Here is a 17,379-nt window from a genome sequence, read left to right as displayed (position 1 = left end):
AAACGCAACAGTGCCCACGACAGATGTAACAGTACCCACGACAAATGCACCAATGCCCACGACAAATGCACCAATGCCTACGATAATGAAGAGATGAACTTGACGTAGTTGGAACTTGTCAAAGTTGGGGTATGCTCCACACAAATGCTTTGAACATAAAAAACCGTAATCCACAGCTTCATAGTGCGTTACGGATAAATCAAAATTGGTCTTATCAATTCATCACCGCCACCAAGCGAACAAAGGCAGCGTGGCCTCCATTTTATCGTGAACCTCTTTGGCTTTTTTACAGCTTCGTTATCGGGGTTGCTGATGATGTTCTATCCAATCAACGATTAAGGGTATGTCGGCTTTTTCTTCATAAGGCCGCGCGTGGTGACGGCAGAGGTGCCAATGCGAATACCGGCGAACTAGTCGGCGAGCGCATCGCCAGATCATATTTTATTTACCGTAATTTCGGCTTCCGCCCAAAGCACTTTCGTCTTTTACCCGAAACTTTCTCTGATGCATCTATCAGAGCAATGAACAGAAGCGCCGCCCGAAATAATGCGACAACTGCGCGCAACAATCTGGTGGCTAAGGCCTGGCGTAGGCGATAATCTGACGGCAATAGGTGATATAATCTTTCGCTCAACGCCCGTGGAAGGCAACCGCTTTGGCGGCAATTAGATGCTCCAAAAGGACCTCCCTGCGTACCCGGGAAAACGGCACTGTCCAACAAGTTGCTCATAGAGCGAATTTCGCCTTTGGGAGTGGTGATGCTGAAACAGGATTGTCAAAATCTTTACCCATCATAATAATTCCGCCTTTGACCGCGCAACGTTTTGTGGGTAGTGCTGCTCACAATATGGCAATGTGGCAAGGGTTGTTGAGCATTTTAGTAGCGATAAGCCCCGCAGGTGGGCAATATCGGCGAGCAACAAAGCCCTACTTCGTCGGCAATGGCGCGAAAACGGGCATAATCCCAATCGCGGGAATACGCCGAAGCACCGCAAATAATGAGCTTGGGGCACACCCTCCCGCGCTTTGGCAGCTACTTTATCCATCAATCAGTCCGCATCCGGCCCACGCCATAGAACTGCGGGCGATAGAGTTTTCCTGAAAAATTGACCGCAGAACCGTGTGAGATGACCGCCGTGAGCAAGGTCAAAGCCCAAAATAGGGTCGCCGGGCCGGGGAAAGCACCGCCAACATCACTGAAGCATTGGCTTGCGCTCCGCCATGCGGCTGCACATTTGCCCACGCTGCACCAAATAATTCTTTCAGTCTTTCAATCGCCAAAAGCTCCACCTCGTCCACATGCACACAGCCGCCGTAGTAGCGTTTATTGGGCAAGCCCTCGGCGTATTTGTTGGTAAGTACACTGCCCATTGCCTGCATCACTTGTTCACTTACGAAATTTTCGGAGGCAATAAGCTCCACACCTATGACGCTGGCGCAGACGCCTTTTTCTTCGATGGATAGAAAACTAAAGAATCTATTTGCATGGATAAAAAAAATAATAAAACACTTTTTGAAATAATGAGCGCAAAGATAGTGTTTTTTTAGGGATAGATTATGGCAACAAAACAAGAGTTTTAAAAATAGAGGTATGGTATAGAATTGACAAAAAACAGAAAACATTTCAACACACTAAGAGAAGCACATTCATAATTTCTTTGACAATGTTTTTTGAATTTTGCTTTTATTGCTATCCAAGTTCTACCAAATAAAAATGTCCCGATTGAAGTTCTGGTTTTCCTGCTTGGATAAGAAGTGAGAGCAATATAACAACACTATAATATCACTAATAACAATCAGAGTTTTGCTTGTATTATTATTATATTTAGCTCATATTTTTATTCGTCTTCTTCAATTTTAATTTCTTTTAAGTACCTGAAATCATCTTTTTCTATTACTAATTTTTCTTTTTCAGGTGAGTCAAAATAAAAAATATGATAAAGATCTTTTGATATAATCGTAGAATTATTATTTCCAAGAAAATCAATAATTTGAGAAGAATAATAATTATATAATAAATTGCCCCGTATAATAATTGGGTATTCTGTCATTATAGCCCTATCGTCTAATCCGGGAAATATAATTTCTACAGTATCTTTTTCTGTTTGTAGGTAAAAATATCTATATACTGTTGTGGAGTGCGAATTATATATAAAACAATTATATGTTGTATCATAGCTAAGTGAAGTATCGCTTTCTAAATCATTTGACAATAATTTAATTTTTCCACCTAAGAAATCTCTTTTAGTAATAAGGCTATCTTTATGAAAAATAAAATTCATAAAGCTATCTTTATGAATTAAATTAAAATCAATAAGGCTATCTTTATAAATTAAATTAAAATAAAATCTCCCATTCCAAGAGCCTTGCCCATAAATATTTGATATACTTATAAAAAATAGTAGAAAAAATAGTATCTTTTTCATAAATTTTTGATTGCTTCTTTTATAGATTTAAAACTCATACTTTTATTCGTCTTCTTCAATTTTAATTTCTTCTAAGTACCTGAAATCATTTTTTTTTATTACTAATTTTTCTTTTTCAGGTGAGTCAAAATAAAAAATATGATGAAGATCTTTTGATATAATCGTAGAATTATTGTTTCCAACAAAATCCATAATTTGAGAAGAAGAATAATCATATAATAAATTACCTTGTATAATAATTGGGGATTTTGCCATTATAACCTTCTCGCCTAATCCGGGAAATATAATCTTTACAGTATCTTTTTCTGTTTGTAGGTAAAAACATCTATATTCTGTTATAGAGTGTGAATCATATATAAAACAATTATATGTAGTATCATAGTGAAGTGGGATACGGCTGCTTTCTAAAGAATTTGACAATAATTTAATTTTTCTATCTAAGAAATCTTTTGTTGTAACAATTCTGTTTTTATAAATTAAATTAAAATAAAATCTCCCATTCCAAGAGCCTTGCCCATAAATATTTGATATACTTATAAAAAATAGTAGAAAAAACAGTATCTTTTTCATAAATTTTTGATTGCTTCTTTTATTGCAAGTTATTGATGCCGTCTGTGCGGCGGCTACTTCATTGCTGGCTGCTTGCACTTTTTCAGGGTTGGGTGTTCCTTTTGAAAAATCAATGCTTATATAGTTTTGGCTAAGTCCTTGTTATTTTTGCTTTCATAACGTTCTAAGATAAAAAATATTTCATACTTATTATCAAAACAAAACTTCCCCTCAAGCATTACAATGTGTGCAAGTCCCTGCATTATCAAAATGGTCAATAAAGGTACAAAAACTGATATTTCGCGCTATTTTTGCCGAGGTTCAAAAAATTTTAAGTTATCTTCTATGCGTTATTTGTTATTGGCATTGGCAGGGGCTGTATCGGCTACTTTGGCGTGGAGCGAATTACCTTTATTTCCTTTGATATTTACGGCGTGGATTCCGCTGTTTTTGCTCGAAGAAGCTGCTTTTCGCCGCCGCCTTTCGGGTCGTGCTTATTTCGGATATTGCTATGTATTTTTTTGATATGGAATATAGCGGTAACGTGGTGGGTAAAAAATGCTTTGCGGGTTCTGTTCTTGCTTTTACGCTCAACCTGCTTTTATGTGTGTGCCCTTGTATGTGTTGCATCGGGCGCGGCTGGCTTGAACAAAACTTTTGCCTACGTTGCCTTCATTATGGCGCGGCTTGCTTTTTGAATACCTGCACCTGAACTGGGAACTCAGCTGGCCTTGGCTCACGCTCGGCAATGTATTTGCCTATTATCCGGCATTGGTGCAGTGGTACGAATATACCGGCGTGGCGGGCGGTACGCTGTGGGTATTGCTGCTCAATATACTCATCTGCGAACAAGCCCTTCATTTTACCCAAAAACCGCCGCTTATCCGCAATTTTCCCGATGCCATAAAAGCATATATTCAGTTGGTATGGAAGCCCGCTTTGTTGTTTTTGTTGCCTGTGTTGGTGTCTTTGGCGATATATTATAGTTATAGCGAGCAAGGAAAAGCCATAGAAGTAGCCGTTTTGCAGCCCAATATTGACCCTTATAACGAAAAATTTGAGCCGCAACTCGCACAACAGCAATTGGAGCGTTTTATTCAGCTTTCCGACAGCATCTGCACCGAACATATCACTTATATGGTATGGCTGAAACCTCTATTCCGAACTCCGTTTGGCGGCGCGACTTTTTTCAGGAGTTGCAATCGCGGCGCATTGCTCAATGGCTGCAACAACGCCCACAACTGCAATTAGTGGCAGGGCTTACGCTTTTGGAGTATTATACAGAGGGCAAAGGAAAAACCGCCACCGCCCGACCTTTGCGCGGCAGCAATCATTTCTACGATGCCTTCAATGCGGCGGTGCAGATGCAAGGCACACAGCAGCCGCAATTTTATTACAAATCCAAATTAGTACCCGGTGTGGAGCGTATGCCTTATCCGTTTTTGTTCAAATTTTTGGATAATTTCGCCATTGATTTAGGCGGCATAGCAGGTAGTTTGGGCACACAAACCGAGCGAACTGCTTTTATCGGAAAAGACGGTATCGGCGTAGCTCCCGTTATTTGCTACGAATCCATTTATGGGGAGTATTGCACCGAATATATCAAAAAAGGCGCAAACGCTATCTTTATTATCACCAATGACGGTTGGTGGGGCAACACGCCCGGGCACCGACAGCATTTGCATTATGCTTCGCTGCGTGCTATTGAAACACGCCGCGACATTGCCCGCTCTGCCAACACGGGCATTTCGTGTTTTATTGACCAGCGCGGCATCATACGCCAAGCCACCAACTACGACGAAGAAAAAGTAATCAAAGACACGCTCTATGCCAACGAAGCTCTTACTTTTTATGTGCGTTTTGGAGATTATATTTACAAAATAGCTTGCGGTGTGGGCGTGGTATTAATTTTGCTGCTGATAATGATAAAAAAATCAAATCGCCGGAATCTGTCGCGCACCGTCTGATTTTTTTTTGTCGGATTAAAGAAATAAAAGTTATTGATAGGCACAATACTATTACAAAAAAAGATGTAAATTGGCTGAATGGGTAGAATTAAAAACATAGGACTATACTTTGAAATAGATAAACTAACAAACTCTATTGAGAATGTTATTACAGGAGATAATTTTGCAACAGAAGTATCAATTTTATTAAAAGAAGAATTAAAAAATGTAACTAAAAATAAAGGTTGGTTATTTGATTGGAAGAGTGAATTTAAACATCCTGAGAGAGAAATTTTCAAATTAACTATTGTTGGAAATCCTACCATTATACAAGGATTATTAAGTATTGAAACTAAAGAAGACCACGTTTATATGCATTTAGTGGAGAATGCACCTTTCAATAGAGGTAAAGAAAAAGTTTATGCTGGTGTTGCTGGTAATTTAGTCGCTTTTGCATGTAAAGTTTCGTTCCAAAGAGGTTTTGAAGGAAATATATCTTTTTTATCGAAAACTCACTTAGTAGAGTATTATAAAAAGAGTTTAGGAGCGTTTTCATTTCGGTGGTAGAATTATGATAATTGAAACTCAATCAGCATTAAAATTAATTGGTAAATATTTTAAATAAAGACATCATGAAGAATAAAAGAGAATTTTTAGACGTAGATTATATTGGCGGTTTAGGTTCATTGACTAAAGAAGATGAACAAAAACTGAGTGAGTATTTCAAAAACAAAAAGAAATCTAAATCGAATGAAATAAAAGGAAGAATAAGAACTAAATCTAAAAGTGAAAAAGTTTAAGAGTAATGTGCATAACAGCCGTTTTGCAAAAGCGAGGTTTGGTGCTTCTATGAAAGTGGAGTGCTAAATTCAAGCTTTGTACATTTTATTAACATTTGTGCTAAAAAATCCCGCCTTCACAAAGCGGCAAAACGATAGATGATAAAATTTCCGCCTATTTTGAAAGGGAGTGTAATGATTTTTTGCTGGAGTTTGTTATGGATAAGTTGCTCCGAAACTCCGCCGCACACTTCCGACAAGCACCCAAGCACACCTGCCGCTACCGACAGCAGCAGCACCGCCACCACCGACTTGCAGCAAGTATTGGCGCAGGGCAAAAAAATATACAATAAACGCTGTGCGATTTGCCATTTAGAAAACGGCAACGGCATTGAAGGTACTTTTCCGCCTTTGGTGCAATCTGACTTTTTGGCAAAAAATTTAGAAAAAGCGATACACGGCACTGCCAACGGTATGCACGAAACCATTGTAGTAAATGGCGTAAGTTACCAACAAGCAATGCCGCCGCCCGTACCCGACCTGAGCAACGAAGAGTTGTCGGCGGTAATTACCTATATTTTGAACGAATTTGATAATGGTGGCGGCACGGTGAGCGTGGAGCAAGCCGCCCGCGCCCGACAGAATCCCGCAGACTAAAAAAACAAAAGCCTCTGCTTTCGTGTCGTCAGCAGAGGCTTTTGTTGCTTTATACCGCTTTGTGGTAAATTTTCAGTCTTTCTTTTAATTCTTTTCTTGCAAAAAAGATACGGCTTTTCACCGTGCCGAGCGGCACTTGGAGTTTGTCCGCAATTTCCTGATACTTAAATCCTTCGTAGTGCATCATAAATGGCAAACGATACTCCTCCGAAAGTAGATTAATACTACTGTGAATATCCTCCATCATAAAGTTTACTTCGGCGGCATTACCCAAAACGGGGGCATCAGCCTTTGAATCCAACAAAAAAGTATTATCAGAAGTATCAATGATGGTGTTGTGTTTTACTTTGCGGCGGTAGTTATTGATGAAAATATTGCGCATGATGGTAAATAACCACGCTTTCAAATTTGTATTTTCTTTGAACAAATTTTCATTAACTAAGGCTCTGTATGCTGTTTCTTGCAATAAATCCTGCGCATCTTCCGAATTTTTAGTCAAACTGATGGCAAACGGACGCAATTTATTACAACTATTTACTACCGAGGTTTTAAAATCTACTGCTGTCATAATTTTCTAAATTTTAATTCAATGAACAAACCTAATTACACTTAATAAATAAAATAAACAAGAAACAATAGAGATACAAATATTGCAGTTATTCTTTATCAAACAGCCGTAATATTGTATTATTTTATCGTACAAATATAACGACTAATCGGGGATAAAATGATACATTCTTTAATTATAATGATTTATTTAAAATAAATTAACACTTTATAAAAACCTTGCAATTATTTGTGTTATTTTATAATAAAAAATATATGTTGCTCCTGTTAAATATCTGTCTCTAATATTCTATTGCTATCAAAAACCTAACCACAATAAGAAAAACGACAAAATGACAGTTTTTTTTATTAAAATGACAGCCTGCCGCTATCAAAGATAGTGTTGCGTAGCTCGCAATATGAATAATTGTAATATATATAAACGATTTAGACAATAAGTGCCTTACAGCATCATAATATTACAATTAATTTTACCGCCTGAACTATAAAGAGAAGTAAACTTTATTACACAAAATATTGCTATGAACCAATACGAGCTACTGGTTGCTATCCGTCAAGCCTGTGATAGTGGCGCACGCTGTTTATCGTTGGATAATAAGGGTATCCGGCATTTGCCGCCTGAGATTGAGGATTTAGTACATTTGGAGGAGTTGGATTTGAGCGATAATGAACTTACCGAATTGCCGCCCCAAATTTCACAATTGCACAACCTCAAAGTGTTGCGATTGGAATATAACCAAATCCGCCAACTGCCCGACGACCTCTTCTTACTGCCTCATTTAGAAATCATTGACCTCGAAAACAATGAACTCAGTTCCTTGCCTGCTACTTTGAGCAAAGCCCAACAATTACGGCATTTTATCGCCAACGGCAACCAACTGAAAAAATTACCCGACATTTTCGGACAACTCAAAAAATTAGAATATGTAGAAATAAATAACAATGCGCTTACTCAATTGCCCGCTTCTATCGGCGGCTTGAGGGCATTGAAGCATTTAGATGTCTCTCAAAACCGCTTAGTACAACTGCCTTCGGGTTTTGCACAATTACAACAATTAATATCCCTCAATTTGAGCTACAACCGATTGTGGGTTTTTCCCGAGAGCATCAGCCACTTAAAAAACTTGCGCCACCTCCACCTCAACCACAACCAAATAGATGTGCTCCCTTCGAGCATTGAAAACCTGACACAATTACAAAGCCTTTCTTTAAAAGACAACAGTCTCGACAATTTGCCTGAAGCCATTTGTGAATTATCTGCCTTACAGGAATTATTGCTCAATAACAACAAAATCCAAAAACTGCCACGACATTTAGTCAATTTATTCAAACTAAAAAATATTGAAGTAGAGCAAAACCCCCTCATATTTCCTCCTTTAGAAGTGGCTCAACAGGGTATTTTTGCATTAAAACACTACCTGCGCTGTGAAGCCAAATTGATAGAAGGCAAAAAAATCAACATCAGAAAAATAGAAGCTCCTGCCACTTTTTGGACTTCGGCATTGATGTTTTATTTCAGTTATTTGCCTTGGTTTTGAAGGAAGTAAAAAAGTAGATGCCGTAATTACTACCACCGCCTCCGAAAAAGGAATTATTATTGAAGCCGAATTGTGCGACTCTATGGACTTGGCATTGTACCAGCAATATTTGTCAGAATTTTTAAATCTGATGTATTGGGAAAAACCGACCCTACTCGCATAATATTCAATCCTATAATAATACTTATGAAAGCCGCAAACATTGGTTAGTAGTACACAATATGTTATTGCATTTAGAGGCTATGATGTTATTATTTGGTATTGAAAAAGAGCAATTTGAACAATTTATGGCAAAAAGCGAAATACATCAGCGCAACAACGAACGCCTGATGCGCCCCTCCGACCACAGCGAGCCGCCGCGTAGCAGCAGCTATGCTTCATAATCACTCATAATAACCGCCCTCTAAAAAAAGCCATTTAAAGGAACCACCGCTTGTATAAAAACTTTTTTAAAAAGCAAAAATTTACCGTTTTTTTCAATAAACGCCTGAAAAAGCCCTATATTTGCACGCCTAATTTTAAAGCAGCAATATAAGAAGGTAAATATAGATATGGAAAAATACAAATGGTGGATTTGCGCCGCCAATATGAAGGAATCAGAGCAGAAGTAGCAGCAGGTTTTGAACAAATTTTAGAAAGCGGTGCTTTTATTAATGGTCCCGTTGTAGCAGAGTTTACCGCACGTTTGGCGGATTATCTCGGCTCTAAACATGTTATTCCTTGCGCCAACGGCACTGATGCCCTCCAAGCCGCACTGATGGCACTGCCGCTGCAAGCCGGCGACGAAATCATTACCACCCCTTTTACGTTTGTAGCCACTGCCGAAGTCATTGCATTGCTGCACCTTAAACCCGTTTTTGTAGATATTGATCCACAGACCTTCAATATCAACCCCGATTTGATAGAAGCCGCCATCACACCGCGTACCCGCTGCATTATGCGGTGCATTTGTACGGTCAATGCGCCGCTATGGAGCAAATTTTAGACATTGCCACCCGCCGCCAATTATATGTAATTGAAGACAACGCCCAATCCATCGGCGCAGATTATACCTTCAGCGATGGCAAACGCACCAAAAGCGGCACAATGGGGCATATCGGTTGCACCTCTTTTTATCCTTCCAAAAATTTGGGTGCTTACGGCGATGCAGGAGCTATATTTTGTAATGATGATACACTCGCCCAACAGCTCAAAATGGTCTGCAATCACGGTCAGTTGCAAAAATATCATTCGGATATTATAGGGATCAATTCGCGTTTGGATAGTTTTCAGGGGGTGGTGCTGAACGCAAAACTCAAGAAATTAGATACCTATATCGCTGCACGCCAAGCAGCTGCCGACCAATACGACCAATATTTCCGACAAGCGGAGGACAACATCACGATACCTTATCGCGCTCCTTACAGCACACACGTTTTTCATCAATATACGCTTACTGTCCGAAACAAAAACCGCGATATTTTAAAACAACAATTAGAACAAGCAGGTGTACCTACTATGATTTACTACCCGTATCCGATGCACCTCAACCGTGCTTTTGCTTATTTGGGGTACAAAAAAGGTGATTTTCCGGTGGCAGAAGCGGCGGCGGCACATACTATCTCGCTGCCTATGCACAGCGAAATGAATGAAGCACAAATCAAATTTATCAGCGAAACATTATTGCATTGCCTGTATCATACCCTGCTTTATAAAAACGAATAAACTCAATCAATACAAAACATTGGTTTTTAGATATTTAAAAATAAAAAATTAAATTAAAAAACTACTAATATATTAACAATTTTTAATTTTTTTTGAGATGATTTGTAACTTTATATACTTTTAAATATCAAAGTAAAAAGGAACAATATTGGTTTTATTATTCATATTTTTTTAATACATATTTTTATACATTAGATGAAAATCGCAGTAATTGGTACAGGCTATGTAGGTTTGGTGACGGGAACTTGTTTTGCAGAAACCGGCAATAATGTGACTTGCGTAGATATAGACGAGAAAAAAGTGGAATTGCTCTGCTCGGGCGGTATTCCTATTTATGAACCGGGTTTAGATATTATTCTGGAGCGCAATATCCGACAAGGTCGCATTCATTTTACCACTTCTTTGGCAGAAGGTATTGAACAAGCAGAAGTGGTATTTTTGGCTTTGCCTACACCTCCGGGCGAAGATGGCTCGGCTGATTTGTCGTATATCCTACGCGCGGCAGCCGACATTGCCCGTCTGCTCAAAGATTACAAAGTTATCGTCAATAAAAGCACTGTGCCGGTGGGTACGGCAGAAAAAGTGAAAGCCGTTATCAGCCAATATTATACAAATGATGTAGATGTGGTTTCCAACCCCGAATTTTTGCGCGAAGGTGCTGCCGTAGAAGATTTTATGAAACCCGACCGCGTAGTGGTGGGAACTAGCAGCGAACGCGCCCGCAAAATTATGCAACGCCTCTACGAACCCTATATCCGTCAGGGCAATCCCATTTATTTTATGGACGAACGCTCTTCGGAGCTTACCAAATACGCCGCCAACTCCTATTTGGCAGCACGCATCTCCTTTATGAACGAAATGGCGAACCTGTGCGAAGCAGTAGGAGCCAATGTGGACAATGTGCGCTTGGGTATCGGCAGCGATTCGCGCATCGGTAAGCGGTTTTTGTTTCCGGGTGTAGGATATGGCGGCTCTTGCTTTCCGAAAGACGTGTTGGCATTGGTAAAAACTTCCAAAGAATACGAGTACGACTTCAAAATTCTCAATTCTGTTATTGATGTCAATCAAAAACAGCGTGAGCGTATGGTAGCTAAAATCCGGCAGTATTTCGGCGGCAATTTGAAAGATTTAAAAGTAGCCGTATGGGGCTTGAGTTTTAAACCCAACACCGATGATATTCGCGAAGCCCCCGCTTTGTACGTTATTGAACAACTCCTGCAAGATGGCGCAGATATTACCGTTTTTGACCCCGAATCTATGAAAAACGTAGAAGCGATTTTTGGTAATAAAATTAAATATGCCGCCAACCAGTACGATGCCACCGAAAATGCCGATGCACTCATCATTATGACAGAATGGAACGTATTCCGCTCACCAAATTTTGAGCGCATGGCGCAAAAAATGAAAAGAAAGATTATTTTTGACGGTCGTAACCTGTACGCCGTCAATGATATGGAAGGTTTGGGCTTTGCTTACACGAGTATCGGCAGAAATCATTAAACGGCTAAATTCCGGTTTACGGCAATTTTTACATAAAAAATATAACATCTTCTATACCAAGTAAATAATTTTTTCACCCATGCAAAAAGGGTTTTGATTACCGGCGCAGCAGGATTTTTAGGCTCACACCTGTGCGACCGCTTTCTGAAAGAAGGATACCAAGTAATTGGTATGGACAATTTGCTCACCGGTAATTTGCGCAATATAGAGCATCTTTTTCCGCGAAAAGATTTTGAATTTTATCACCACGACGTTTCCAAATTCGTGCATGTGCCGGGTGATTTGCATTATATTTTACATTTTGCTTCGCCCGCCAGCCCCATTGATTATCTCAAAATGCCCATTCAAACACTGAAAGTAGGCTCTTTGGGTACGCACAATTTATTGGGTTTGGCAAAAGCGAAAAATGCACGCATCTTGGTTGCCAGCACCTCCGAAGTATATGGCGACCCCCTCATTCATCCGCAGCACGAGGAATACTGGGGCAATGTAAATCCGGTAGGACCGCGCGGTGTGTATGACGAAGCCAAGCGATTTCAGGAGGCAATGACGATGGCGTATCATACCTATCACGGTTTGGAAACACGTATTGTGCGCATTTTCAACACTTATGGACCGCGTATGCGCTTAGATGACGGACGCGCACTGCCTGCATTTTTCAGTCAGGCAATGGAAAACAAACCCCTCACCGTATTCGGCGATGGCTCACAAACACGCTCTTTTTGCTATGTAGATGATTTGGTTGAAGGCATTTATCGTTTGTTGTTGAGCAACTACCATCTACCTGTAAATATCGGCAATCCTGATGAAATTCCGCTACATCAACTCGCCGAAGAGGTGTTGTCGCTCACAGGCTCGCCCTCTAAAATAGAGTATCGCCCGCTGCCCGTTGACGACCCGAAAGTGCGCCAACCGACATCACCCGTGCCAAAACCATTTTGGGTTGGGAGCCGAAATACAGCCGTTTGGAAGGTATGAAAATTACTTACGATTATTTTAAAAAGGTATTGTAATTCGTAGAACAAACACGTTTATTCATTATTTTTATAAAAAAACCGCTTACTCCAAAAAAAGAGTAAGCGGTTTTTCATTTTTAAAGGTTTTCAATACCTTCCTTTTAAAAAAAATATCCTGACAATATATTTTAGCGATTCTGATACGCCTTCAGCCCCTCGCGCAAGCAAGCTACTGCCGCCTTCAAATCGGTTTCGTTGAGCACATAAGCAATACGTACTTCTTTTTTTCCAAACTCAGGCTGCGAATAAAAACCACTGCCCGGAGCCATCATCACCGTTGCTCCCTGATAGCTGAAAGATTCCAGCATCCATTGGCAAAAATGGTCACAATCATCAATCGGCAAGCGCGCCATAATATAAAAAGCCCCACCCGGATTAGGACACACTACCCCTTCTATGCTGCGCAACCCTCCACAAAGTATCGCGGCGTTGGGTGTATTCTTTTTTTACCTCTTCAAAATAAGAAGACGGTGTACGCAAAGCGGCTTCGGCTGCCACTTCGCTAAAAGTAGGAGGACTCAGGCGTGCCTGTGCAAATTTGAGTGCTGTGGCAATAACCGCTTCATTACGGCTCACCAAAGCCCCCAAACGCGCACCGCAGGCACTGTATCTTTTAGAAATAGAATCGATAACAATGGCGTGTTGGTCTAAACCATCGAGTGATAAAATAGAAGTGTGGTGCGTGCCATCGTAACAAAACTCACGATATACCTCATCGCAAAACAAAAATAAATCGTGGCGCAAAGCAATATCGCGCAAACGCTCCAACTCCGCTTTTGAGTATAAATACCCTGTCGGGTTGTTGGGATTGCAAATTAAAATAGCTTTGGTGCGGGGAGTGATGAGGCGTTCAAATTCATCAATGGGCGGCAGAGCAAAACCATCGTCAATTTTTGCCCTGATAGCCTTGATATGAATACCGCCCGCCGTAGAAAAACCATTGTAATTGGCATAAAAAGGCTCAGGAATAATAATTTCATCGCCTTCATCTAAGCACGAAAACAAACCGAAATACAAAGCCTCTGAACCGCCCGTTGTCACCATAATATCCTGCGCACGCACCTTCACACCCACACTTTCGTAGTAGCCGCACAGCTTTTGACGATACGACAAACTGCCCTGCGAAGGCAAATATTCCAGCACTTCGGCATTGAAATCATGCACAGCGTCCATCACCACCTGCGGCGTTTTGATGTCGGGCTGTCCGATGTTCAAATGATAAATATGTACGCCGCGTTGCTTGGCTGCATCAGCATAAGGCATTAATTTGCGAATGGGCGAAGGCGGCATGGTACTGCCTTTTTGAGAAACTTTGGGCATATATTTTACAGTATAACGATGTTTTTAAAAAAATTCAATACAAAAAAAACGCTGCTACCAATAAGAGCACTCTAAATAGATAAGAACTATTTTTATTTCGCAACAAGGCAAAGGTAGTAAATTTTCCTGCTTTCGCAAGTTGCAGTAAGGGATTAATTCTTTTTGCTGTGTCGTATGGCTTTCATATTGTATTGCAGTTTCACATCTATTTCTATAGAGCGTCCGGGCAAGGGGCGTTGTGCAATAATCTGATAGTTTTCATTGGTTATATTGTTGATTTTCAAACCTATATATGCAATTCTTTGGAAGAAAACACCAAGGATAATACAAAGCAATATATTGTAAAAGATAAGGCTGTAACCAAGTTGTATTGCGGGTATCGGTATAGCTTTTGCTCACGCGCTGCAGCGTATAAGTGAGCGACAAACGCTTTAAATATCAAGGTAAAATGTTGCCTTAGTTTCCACTGCGGTGTATAGGGAAGTTGTTTTCCCCCACTCGGCAACATTTGCCGAAGTATGATGTGAATTGTGTGCTTTTACCGCCATCTGCTGCTATTTTCCATTGCCAGCTCCAACGGGGCTGAGGGCGTGCCAGCGTTATTTCTGCTTCTGCTCCCTGCTCCACCCGCTGCAAATTTTGCGGCGAAAATAAAAACTCCGTTCAAGGGCAGCCATACTATCCAATCTTTCACGCGATTCCTATACACACTACTGATAAGTCCTCTATTTTTCCGTTTTCCCGCTTATTCCTATTTCTTGCGCATAACCGCTTTCCGGCTTCAAATCAGGATTACCCCGGCTGCCAAAATAAATCGTTGAGTGTGGGCTGGCGATAATGACGTTCTGCATTGGCATAGATACGCAACAAGTCTTTTTCAACTGCCACGAAAGACCTATTGACCCCGGGCATGAGGAGGCAAAAGCGGGTGCTGTGTGCTACCGCATTGAAACGATAGGCAAGGCTTTTGTTGGGAGCCAAAAGTCAAAGGAATAAGCGACTAAAGGCACTCCCGTATTGCGTTGTGCTGTATAAACCAAGTATGTTCCTTTTGATGTTGCTTTGCAAACTCAACGCTATTTATGTTGCCGCTGATGATAGTTCCATTCATTTTCAAAAGGAAAGGAAGGACGACGGTTGGTAGCATCCATACCATCTTATACTCTATCCGATAATAATGTTTTCGTAAAAATAATTAAAAGCGGTATTGCGTTAGCCATATAAGAGATGCTGCCAACCCGGATACCGCCGTGCCAGTTGCGGTCGTGCTGCACCGCCCTGCGAAAGTGTTTGTGCCAAAGTAAGGCGAGATATGGCGCTATATAACTGACGCAATACATACATTTGCGAATATCGGCATTATTTACGGCAAAGTATGGCACTGCCCAAAGCGGCAGGGTGTGTTTGCTGCGCTTTTCAACGAACACGCGGCTGATTGGGTAAAGAGAGTTGTCGTAGGTAAAATCGTTGTCGGTGCTGCGGGCAAAGTTTTTTAAACGAAGGGCAAAGCGTTTTGCATCACCTGTGGCATAGGCGGCTGCCGCCTGTTGTTATTAATGATAAACTGCCGCTTTGCAGGTATAGCGTAGCTCGTTATTGCGTCGTTCAACGCGGAAACGTACTGAAATGCACCTCGCACCCACTGCCCCACTGCCCCACCGCGCCGTTGCCGCCGTATTCTGCTATTTGCTCAAAAAAAACGCCGGCAACAAAGCTCGCTTACACCATTCATGGGCTTTGCAGATTGAAGCCATTGAGCAAAGAGGGCGGTATGCTGCGCCGCCGTTCCCCGAAAAGAAGGGGTGGCAAGACGTTCCTGCTCCGTAGTGGCGGATAAAAAGGAGTATTTTCGCTCAACAACTGCGGTGGCGACTGAGGCGGCAACAGATCAGAGTAAAAAATATGGAGCAAATGAGGTGGCGGTGAAGGGGTAGCACGCGGGCTATGAATGGCAACTTCGGGCAATGAATGAATAGGGATGCTGTAGGGAATAGTGGCTTGAGCAAAAGATAATGGGCTGTATTCGAATAAAAATATCAACTTTGAAAAAAATAAAAATTGATGACCAACAATTTATTATTCTTCTTAAATAAACTCCACAACAGATACATCACTAAACGGTTAGTATTTTACTTAAGCGCAAAATATGCCTTTATCTATCTTCATTGTTTTAATTCCTTATTCATCTATCAGCAATATGAGGCAAAAAAGAAATCCTCCCGTTTTCCATAGAAAAATAGAAGCCAGATAAGCGGGCTGGCTCAGCGAACAATATGATGTGTTGCGCGAGGAAACGCGGGAACAGAAGCGTCCGTTTGGCGGTAAGTTTAATTTGCACCACGAAAAGAGCACTTATCATTGTACCGCTTGTCCAAATGCTTTATTTTCGGACGAAATGAAATTTAGCGAGTCGCATTGTGGCTGGCCCGAGTTTCGACCGCGAAATCAAAGGCGGAAAAAATTCTGCAACGCTTGGATAAATCGCATGTCTGCGCACCGAAATTGTGTGTGCGCATGCAGCTTCGAGCATCTAGGGCATATTTTTAATGATGGCATCACCGACTGCAGTATGGGAGAAGTATTGCGTCAATTCTTTGTCGCTGGAATTTTTCGCCCACAACTGAAGCGTCGCCGACAAAGGGCTCAGAACACGCTCGGCGGCGGCTGCTACTGGTGCATAGAGGCGGTTTTCAACGTTTGCGGGGAGTGGAAAAAAAGTGGAGTCCGGGATTTTCGGGCGGCTTTATAAAAACCCGCTTGCACCGCCAAGTGTGCAACGGCAATCACCCGGACACGCCGAAGTGGTTCAAATTAGCACGATACTTCAAAAATTTCATTGGAAGAAATTTTGCGGGTGTTTTTGCTGGCAATGCGAAACCCCACCACCCTCAACCGTCAGGGCGGCGATATAGGCACACAGTATCGCTCCGTTATTTTTATCACAGCAAGAGCCCAACACCTCAAAGTGGTTCAGAGAAAGTGTTGCAAGAGTTAGAAGCCGAAAGGTTTTTATTAACCTGTCGTTACCCAAGTACAAGCCTTTGAGGTGTTTACTTAAAGCAGAAGATTATCATCAAAATTATTTCAACGACGGCGGCACACAGCCTTATTGTCAGGCAGTGGGTGCGCCCCAAAGTAGAGAAGTTTCAAAAGGTATTCAAAGAAAAACACATTGTAGTTTGATTTTAAAAAATGTGTTCTTTTACTTTTAAAAATAGTATTTTTTTATAAAAGCGGCAGCACAATGAATACAAATCCTTCTTTTTCTTCAACTTTGGTGATGGCGGGCGCTCCGAAACATCGGCAGCTACATTACTCAATATTTTTACGGAAAGAAATTATAAAATTGTGGTTTTGACGCGGCGGGCAGTATATGC

General features: G+C 41.1%; 17 protein-coding genes and 5 pseudogenes. 14 read left to right on the top strand and 8 right to left on the bottom strand.

What is annotated here, in order from left to right; translation table 11 throughout:
- Positions 1 to 320 precede the first annotated feature (320 nt).
- The 3 genes and pseudogenes from IPL35_05830 to IPL35_05820 all read right to left on the bottom strand — a co-directional run bounded on the left by IPL35_05830 (position 321) and on the right by IPL35_05820 (position 3,074).
- Positions 321 to 1,623, bottom strand: a pseudogene (locus IPL35_05830) (serine hydroxymethyltransferase).
- A 215-nt stretch (positions 1,624 to 1,838) separates the two neighbouring features.
- On the bottom strand, positions 1,839 to 2,426 hold the full coding sequence (locus IPL35_05825; GenBank protein ID MBK8442944.1) for a hypothetical protein: 588 nt from the start codon (positions 2,424 to 2,426) through the stop codon (positions 1,839 to 1,841).
- A gap of 42 nt (positions 2,427 to 2,468) precedes the next feature.
- On the bottom strand, positions 2,469 to 3,074 hold the full coding sequence (locus IPL35_05820; protein MBK8442943.1) for a hypothetical protein: 606 nt from the start codon (positions 3,072 to 3,074) through the stop codon (positions 2,469 to 2,471).
- Positions 3,075 to 3,320: 246 nt separating this feature from the next.
- Here IPL35_05820 and IPL35_05815 point away from each other — a divergent pair, with 246 nt between their 5' ends.
- From IPL35_05815 to IPL35_05790, 6 genes and pseudogenes are all read left to right on the top strand, one after another.
- Complete coding sequence (locus tag IPL35_05815) at positions 3,321 to 3,500, top strand: hypothetical protein (protein ID MBK8442942.1); 180 nt, start codon at positions 3,321 to 3,323, stop codon at positions 3,498 to 3,500.
- A gap of 141 nt (positions 3,501 to 3,641) precedes the next feature.
- Positions 3,642 to 4,226, top strand: a complete 585-nt coding sequence (locus tag IPL35_05810; GenBank protein ID MBK8442941.1) for a hypothetical protein — start codon at positions 3,642 to 3,644, stop codon at positions 4,224 to 4,226.
- Positions 4,118 to 4,942, top strand: a complete 825-nt coding sequence (locus IPL35_05805) for an apolipoprotein N-acyltransferase (GenBank protein ID MBK8442940.1) — start codon at positions 4,118 to 4,120, stop codon at positions 4,940 to 4,942. The genes IPL35_05810 and IPL35_05805 overlap by 109 nt, the downstream gene beginning before the upstream one ends.
- A 78-nt stretch (positions 4,943 to 5,020) precedes the next feature.
- A pseudogene (locus IPL35_05800) lies at positions 5,021 to 5,546 on the top strand (hypothetical protein).
- The gene (locus tag IPL35_05795) at positions 5,527 to 5,721 is read left to right on the top strand and encodes a hypothetical protein (GenBank protein ID MBK8442939.1); all 195 of its coding nucleotides are present in this window, start codon (positions 5,527 to 5,529) and stop codon (positions 5,719 to 5,721) included. Before IPL35_05800 ends, IPL35_05795 begins: the two are co-directional and overlap by 20 nt.
- 138 nt (positions 5,722 to 5,859) lie before the next feature.
- A complete protein-coding gene (locus IPL35_05790) occupies positions 5,860 to 6,357 on the top strand; it encodes a cytochrome c (GenBank protein ID MBK8442938.1) in 498 nt (165 codons plus the stop codon).
- Between the two features lie 49 nt (positions 6,358 to 6,406).
- On the opposite strand, the gene IPL35_05785 is transcribed toward IPL35_05790, so the two are convergent.
- Positions 6,407 to 6,925: an RNA polymerase sigma factor gene (locus tag IPL35_05785; GenBank protein ID MBK8442937.1), complete on the bottom strand. Its 519-nt coding sequence runs from the start codon at positions 6,923 to 6,925 to the stop codon at positions 6,407 to 6,409.
- Positions 6,926 to 7,445: 520 nt separating this feature from the next.
- Here IPL35_05785 and IPL35_05780 point away from each other — a divergent pair.
- The 5 genes and pseudogenes from IPL35_05780 to IPL35_05760 all read left to right on the top strand — a co-directional run bounded on the left by IPL35_05780 (position 7,446) and on the right by IPL35_05760 (position 12,679).
- Positions 7,446 to 8,462, top strand: coding sequence for a leucine-rich repeat domain-containing protein (locus tag IPL35_05780; protein MBK8442936.1), 1,017 nt, complete (start codon positions 7,446 to 7,448; stop codon positions 8,460 to 8,462).
- 242 nt (positions 8,463 to 8,704) lie between these two features.
- Positions 8,705 to 8,845 (top strand): hypothetical protein, encoded by a 141-nt coding sequence (locus tag IPL35_05775; GenBank protein ID MBK8442935.1) that lies wholly within the window; start codon positions 8,705 to 8,707, stop codon positions 8,843 to 8,845.
- Between the two features lie 182 nt (positions 8,846 to 9,027).
- Positions 9,028 to 10,166 (top strand): annotated as a pseudogene (locus IPL35_05770) (DegT/DnrJ/EryC1/StrS family aminotransferase).
- A gap of 195 nt (positions 10,167 to 10,361) precedes the next feature.
- Positions 10,362 to 11,666, top strand: a complete 1,305-nt coding sequence (locus tag IPL35_05765; GenBank protein MBK8442934.1) for a UDP-glucose/GDP-mannose dehydrogenase family protein — start codon at positions 10,362 to 10,364, stop codon at positions 11,664 to 11,666.
- Positions 11,667 to 11,759: 93 nt separating this feature from the next.
- Positions 11,760 to 12,679, top strand: a pseudogene (locus IPL35_05760) (SDR family oxidoreductase).
- 131 nt (positions 12,680 to 12,810) lie between these two features.
- Here IPL35_05760 and IPL35_05755 read toward each other — a convergent pair.
- From IPL35_05755 to IPL35_05740, 4 genes and pseudogenes are all read right to left on the bottom strand, one after another.
- Positions 12,811 to 14,002: pseudogene (locus tag IPL35_05755) on the bottom strand (pyridoxal phosphate-dependent aminotransferase).
- Between the two features lie 456 nt (positions 14,003 to 14,458).
- Positions 14,459 to 14,638, bottom strand: coding sequence for a hypothetical protein (locus tag IPL35_05750; GenBank protein ID MBK8442933.1), 180 nt, complete (start codon positions 14,636 to 14,638; stop codon positions 14,459 to 14,461).
- Positions 14,639 to 14,794: 156 nt separating this feature from the next.
- A complete protein-coding gene (locus IPL35_05745) occupies positions 14,795 to 14,983 on the bottom strand; it encodes a hypothetical protein (protein ID MBK8442932.1) in 189 nt (62 codons plus the stop codon).
- A 747-nt stretch (positions 14,984 to 15,730) separates the two neighbouring features.
- Complete coding sequence (locus IPL35_05740) at positions 15,731 to 16,042, bottom strand: hypothetical protein (GenBank protein ID MBK8442931.1); 312 nt, start codon at positions 16,040 to 16,042, stop codon at positions 15,731 to 15,733.
- Between the two features lie 241 nt (positions 16,043 to 16,283).
- Here IPL35_05740 and IPL35_05735 point away from each other — a divergent pair, with 241 nt between their 5' ends.
- From IPL35_05735 to IPL35_05725, 3 genes are read left to right on the top strand one after another with little or no spacing between them, the layout of a single operon-like run.
- A complete protein-coding gene (locus IPL35_05735) occupies positions 16,284 to 16,751 on the top strand; it encodes a peptide-methionine (R)-S-oxide reductase (GenBank protein ID MBK8442930.1) in 468 nt (155 codons plus the stop codon).
- A complete protein-coding gene (locus IPL35_05730) occupies positions 16,720 to 16,914 on the top strand; it encodes a hypothetical protein (protein ID MBK8442929.1) in 195 nt (64 codons plus the stop codon). Before IPL35_05735 ends, IPL35_05730 begins: the two co-directional genes overlap by 32 nt.
- Positions 16,839 to 16,997 carry a peptide-methionine (S)-S-oxide reductase gene (locus IPL35_05725; GenBank protein ID MBK8442928.1) on the top strand — a complete coding sequence of 53 codons (159 nt, stop codon included), beginning with the start codon at positions 16,839 to 16,841 and terminating at the stop codon, positions 16,995 to 16,997. Before IPL35_05730 ends, IPL35_05725 begins: the two co-directional genes overlap by 76 nt.
- Positions 16,998 to 17,379: the final 382 nt, after the last annotated feature.

The sequence above is a fragment of the Sphingobacteriales bacterium genome (assembly GCA_016711285.1).
In the GTDB taxonomy this organism is placed as follows: Bacteria; Bacteroidota; Bacteroidia; order Chitinophagales; family UBA2359; genus JADJTG01.
Note: the sequence above shows the minus strand (reverse complement) of the source record. Positions and strands in the feature narration are given on the sequence as shown.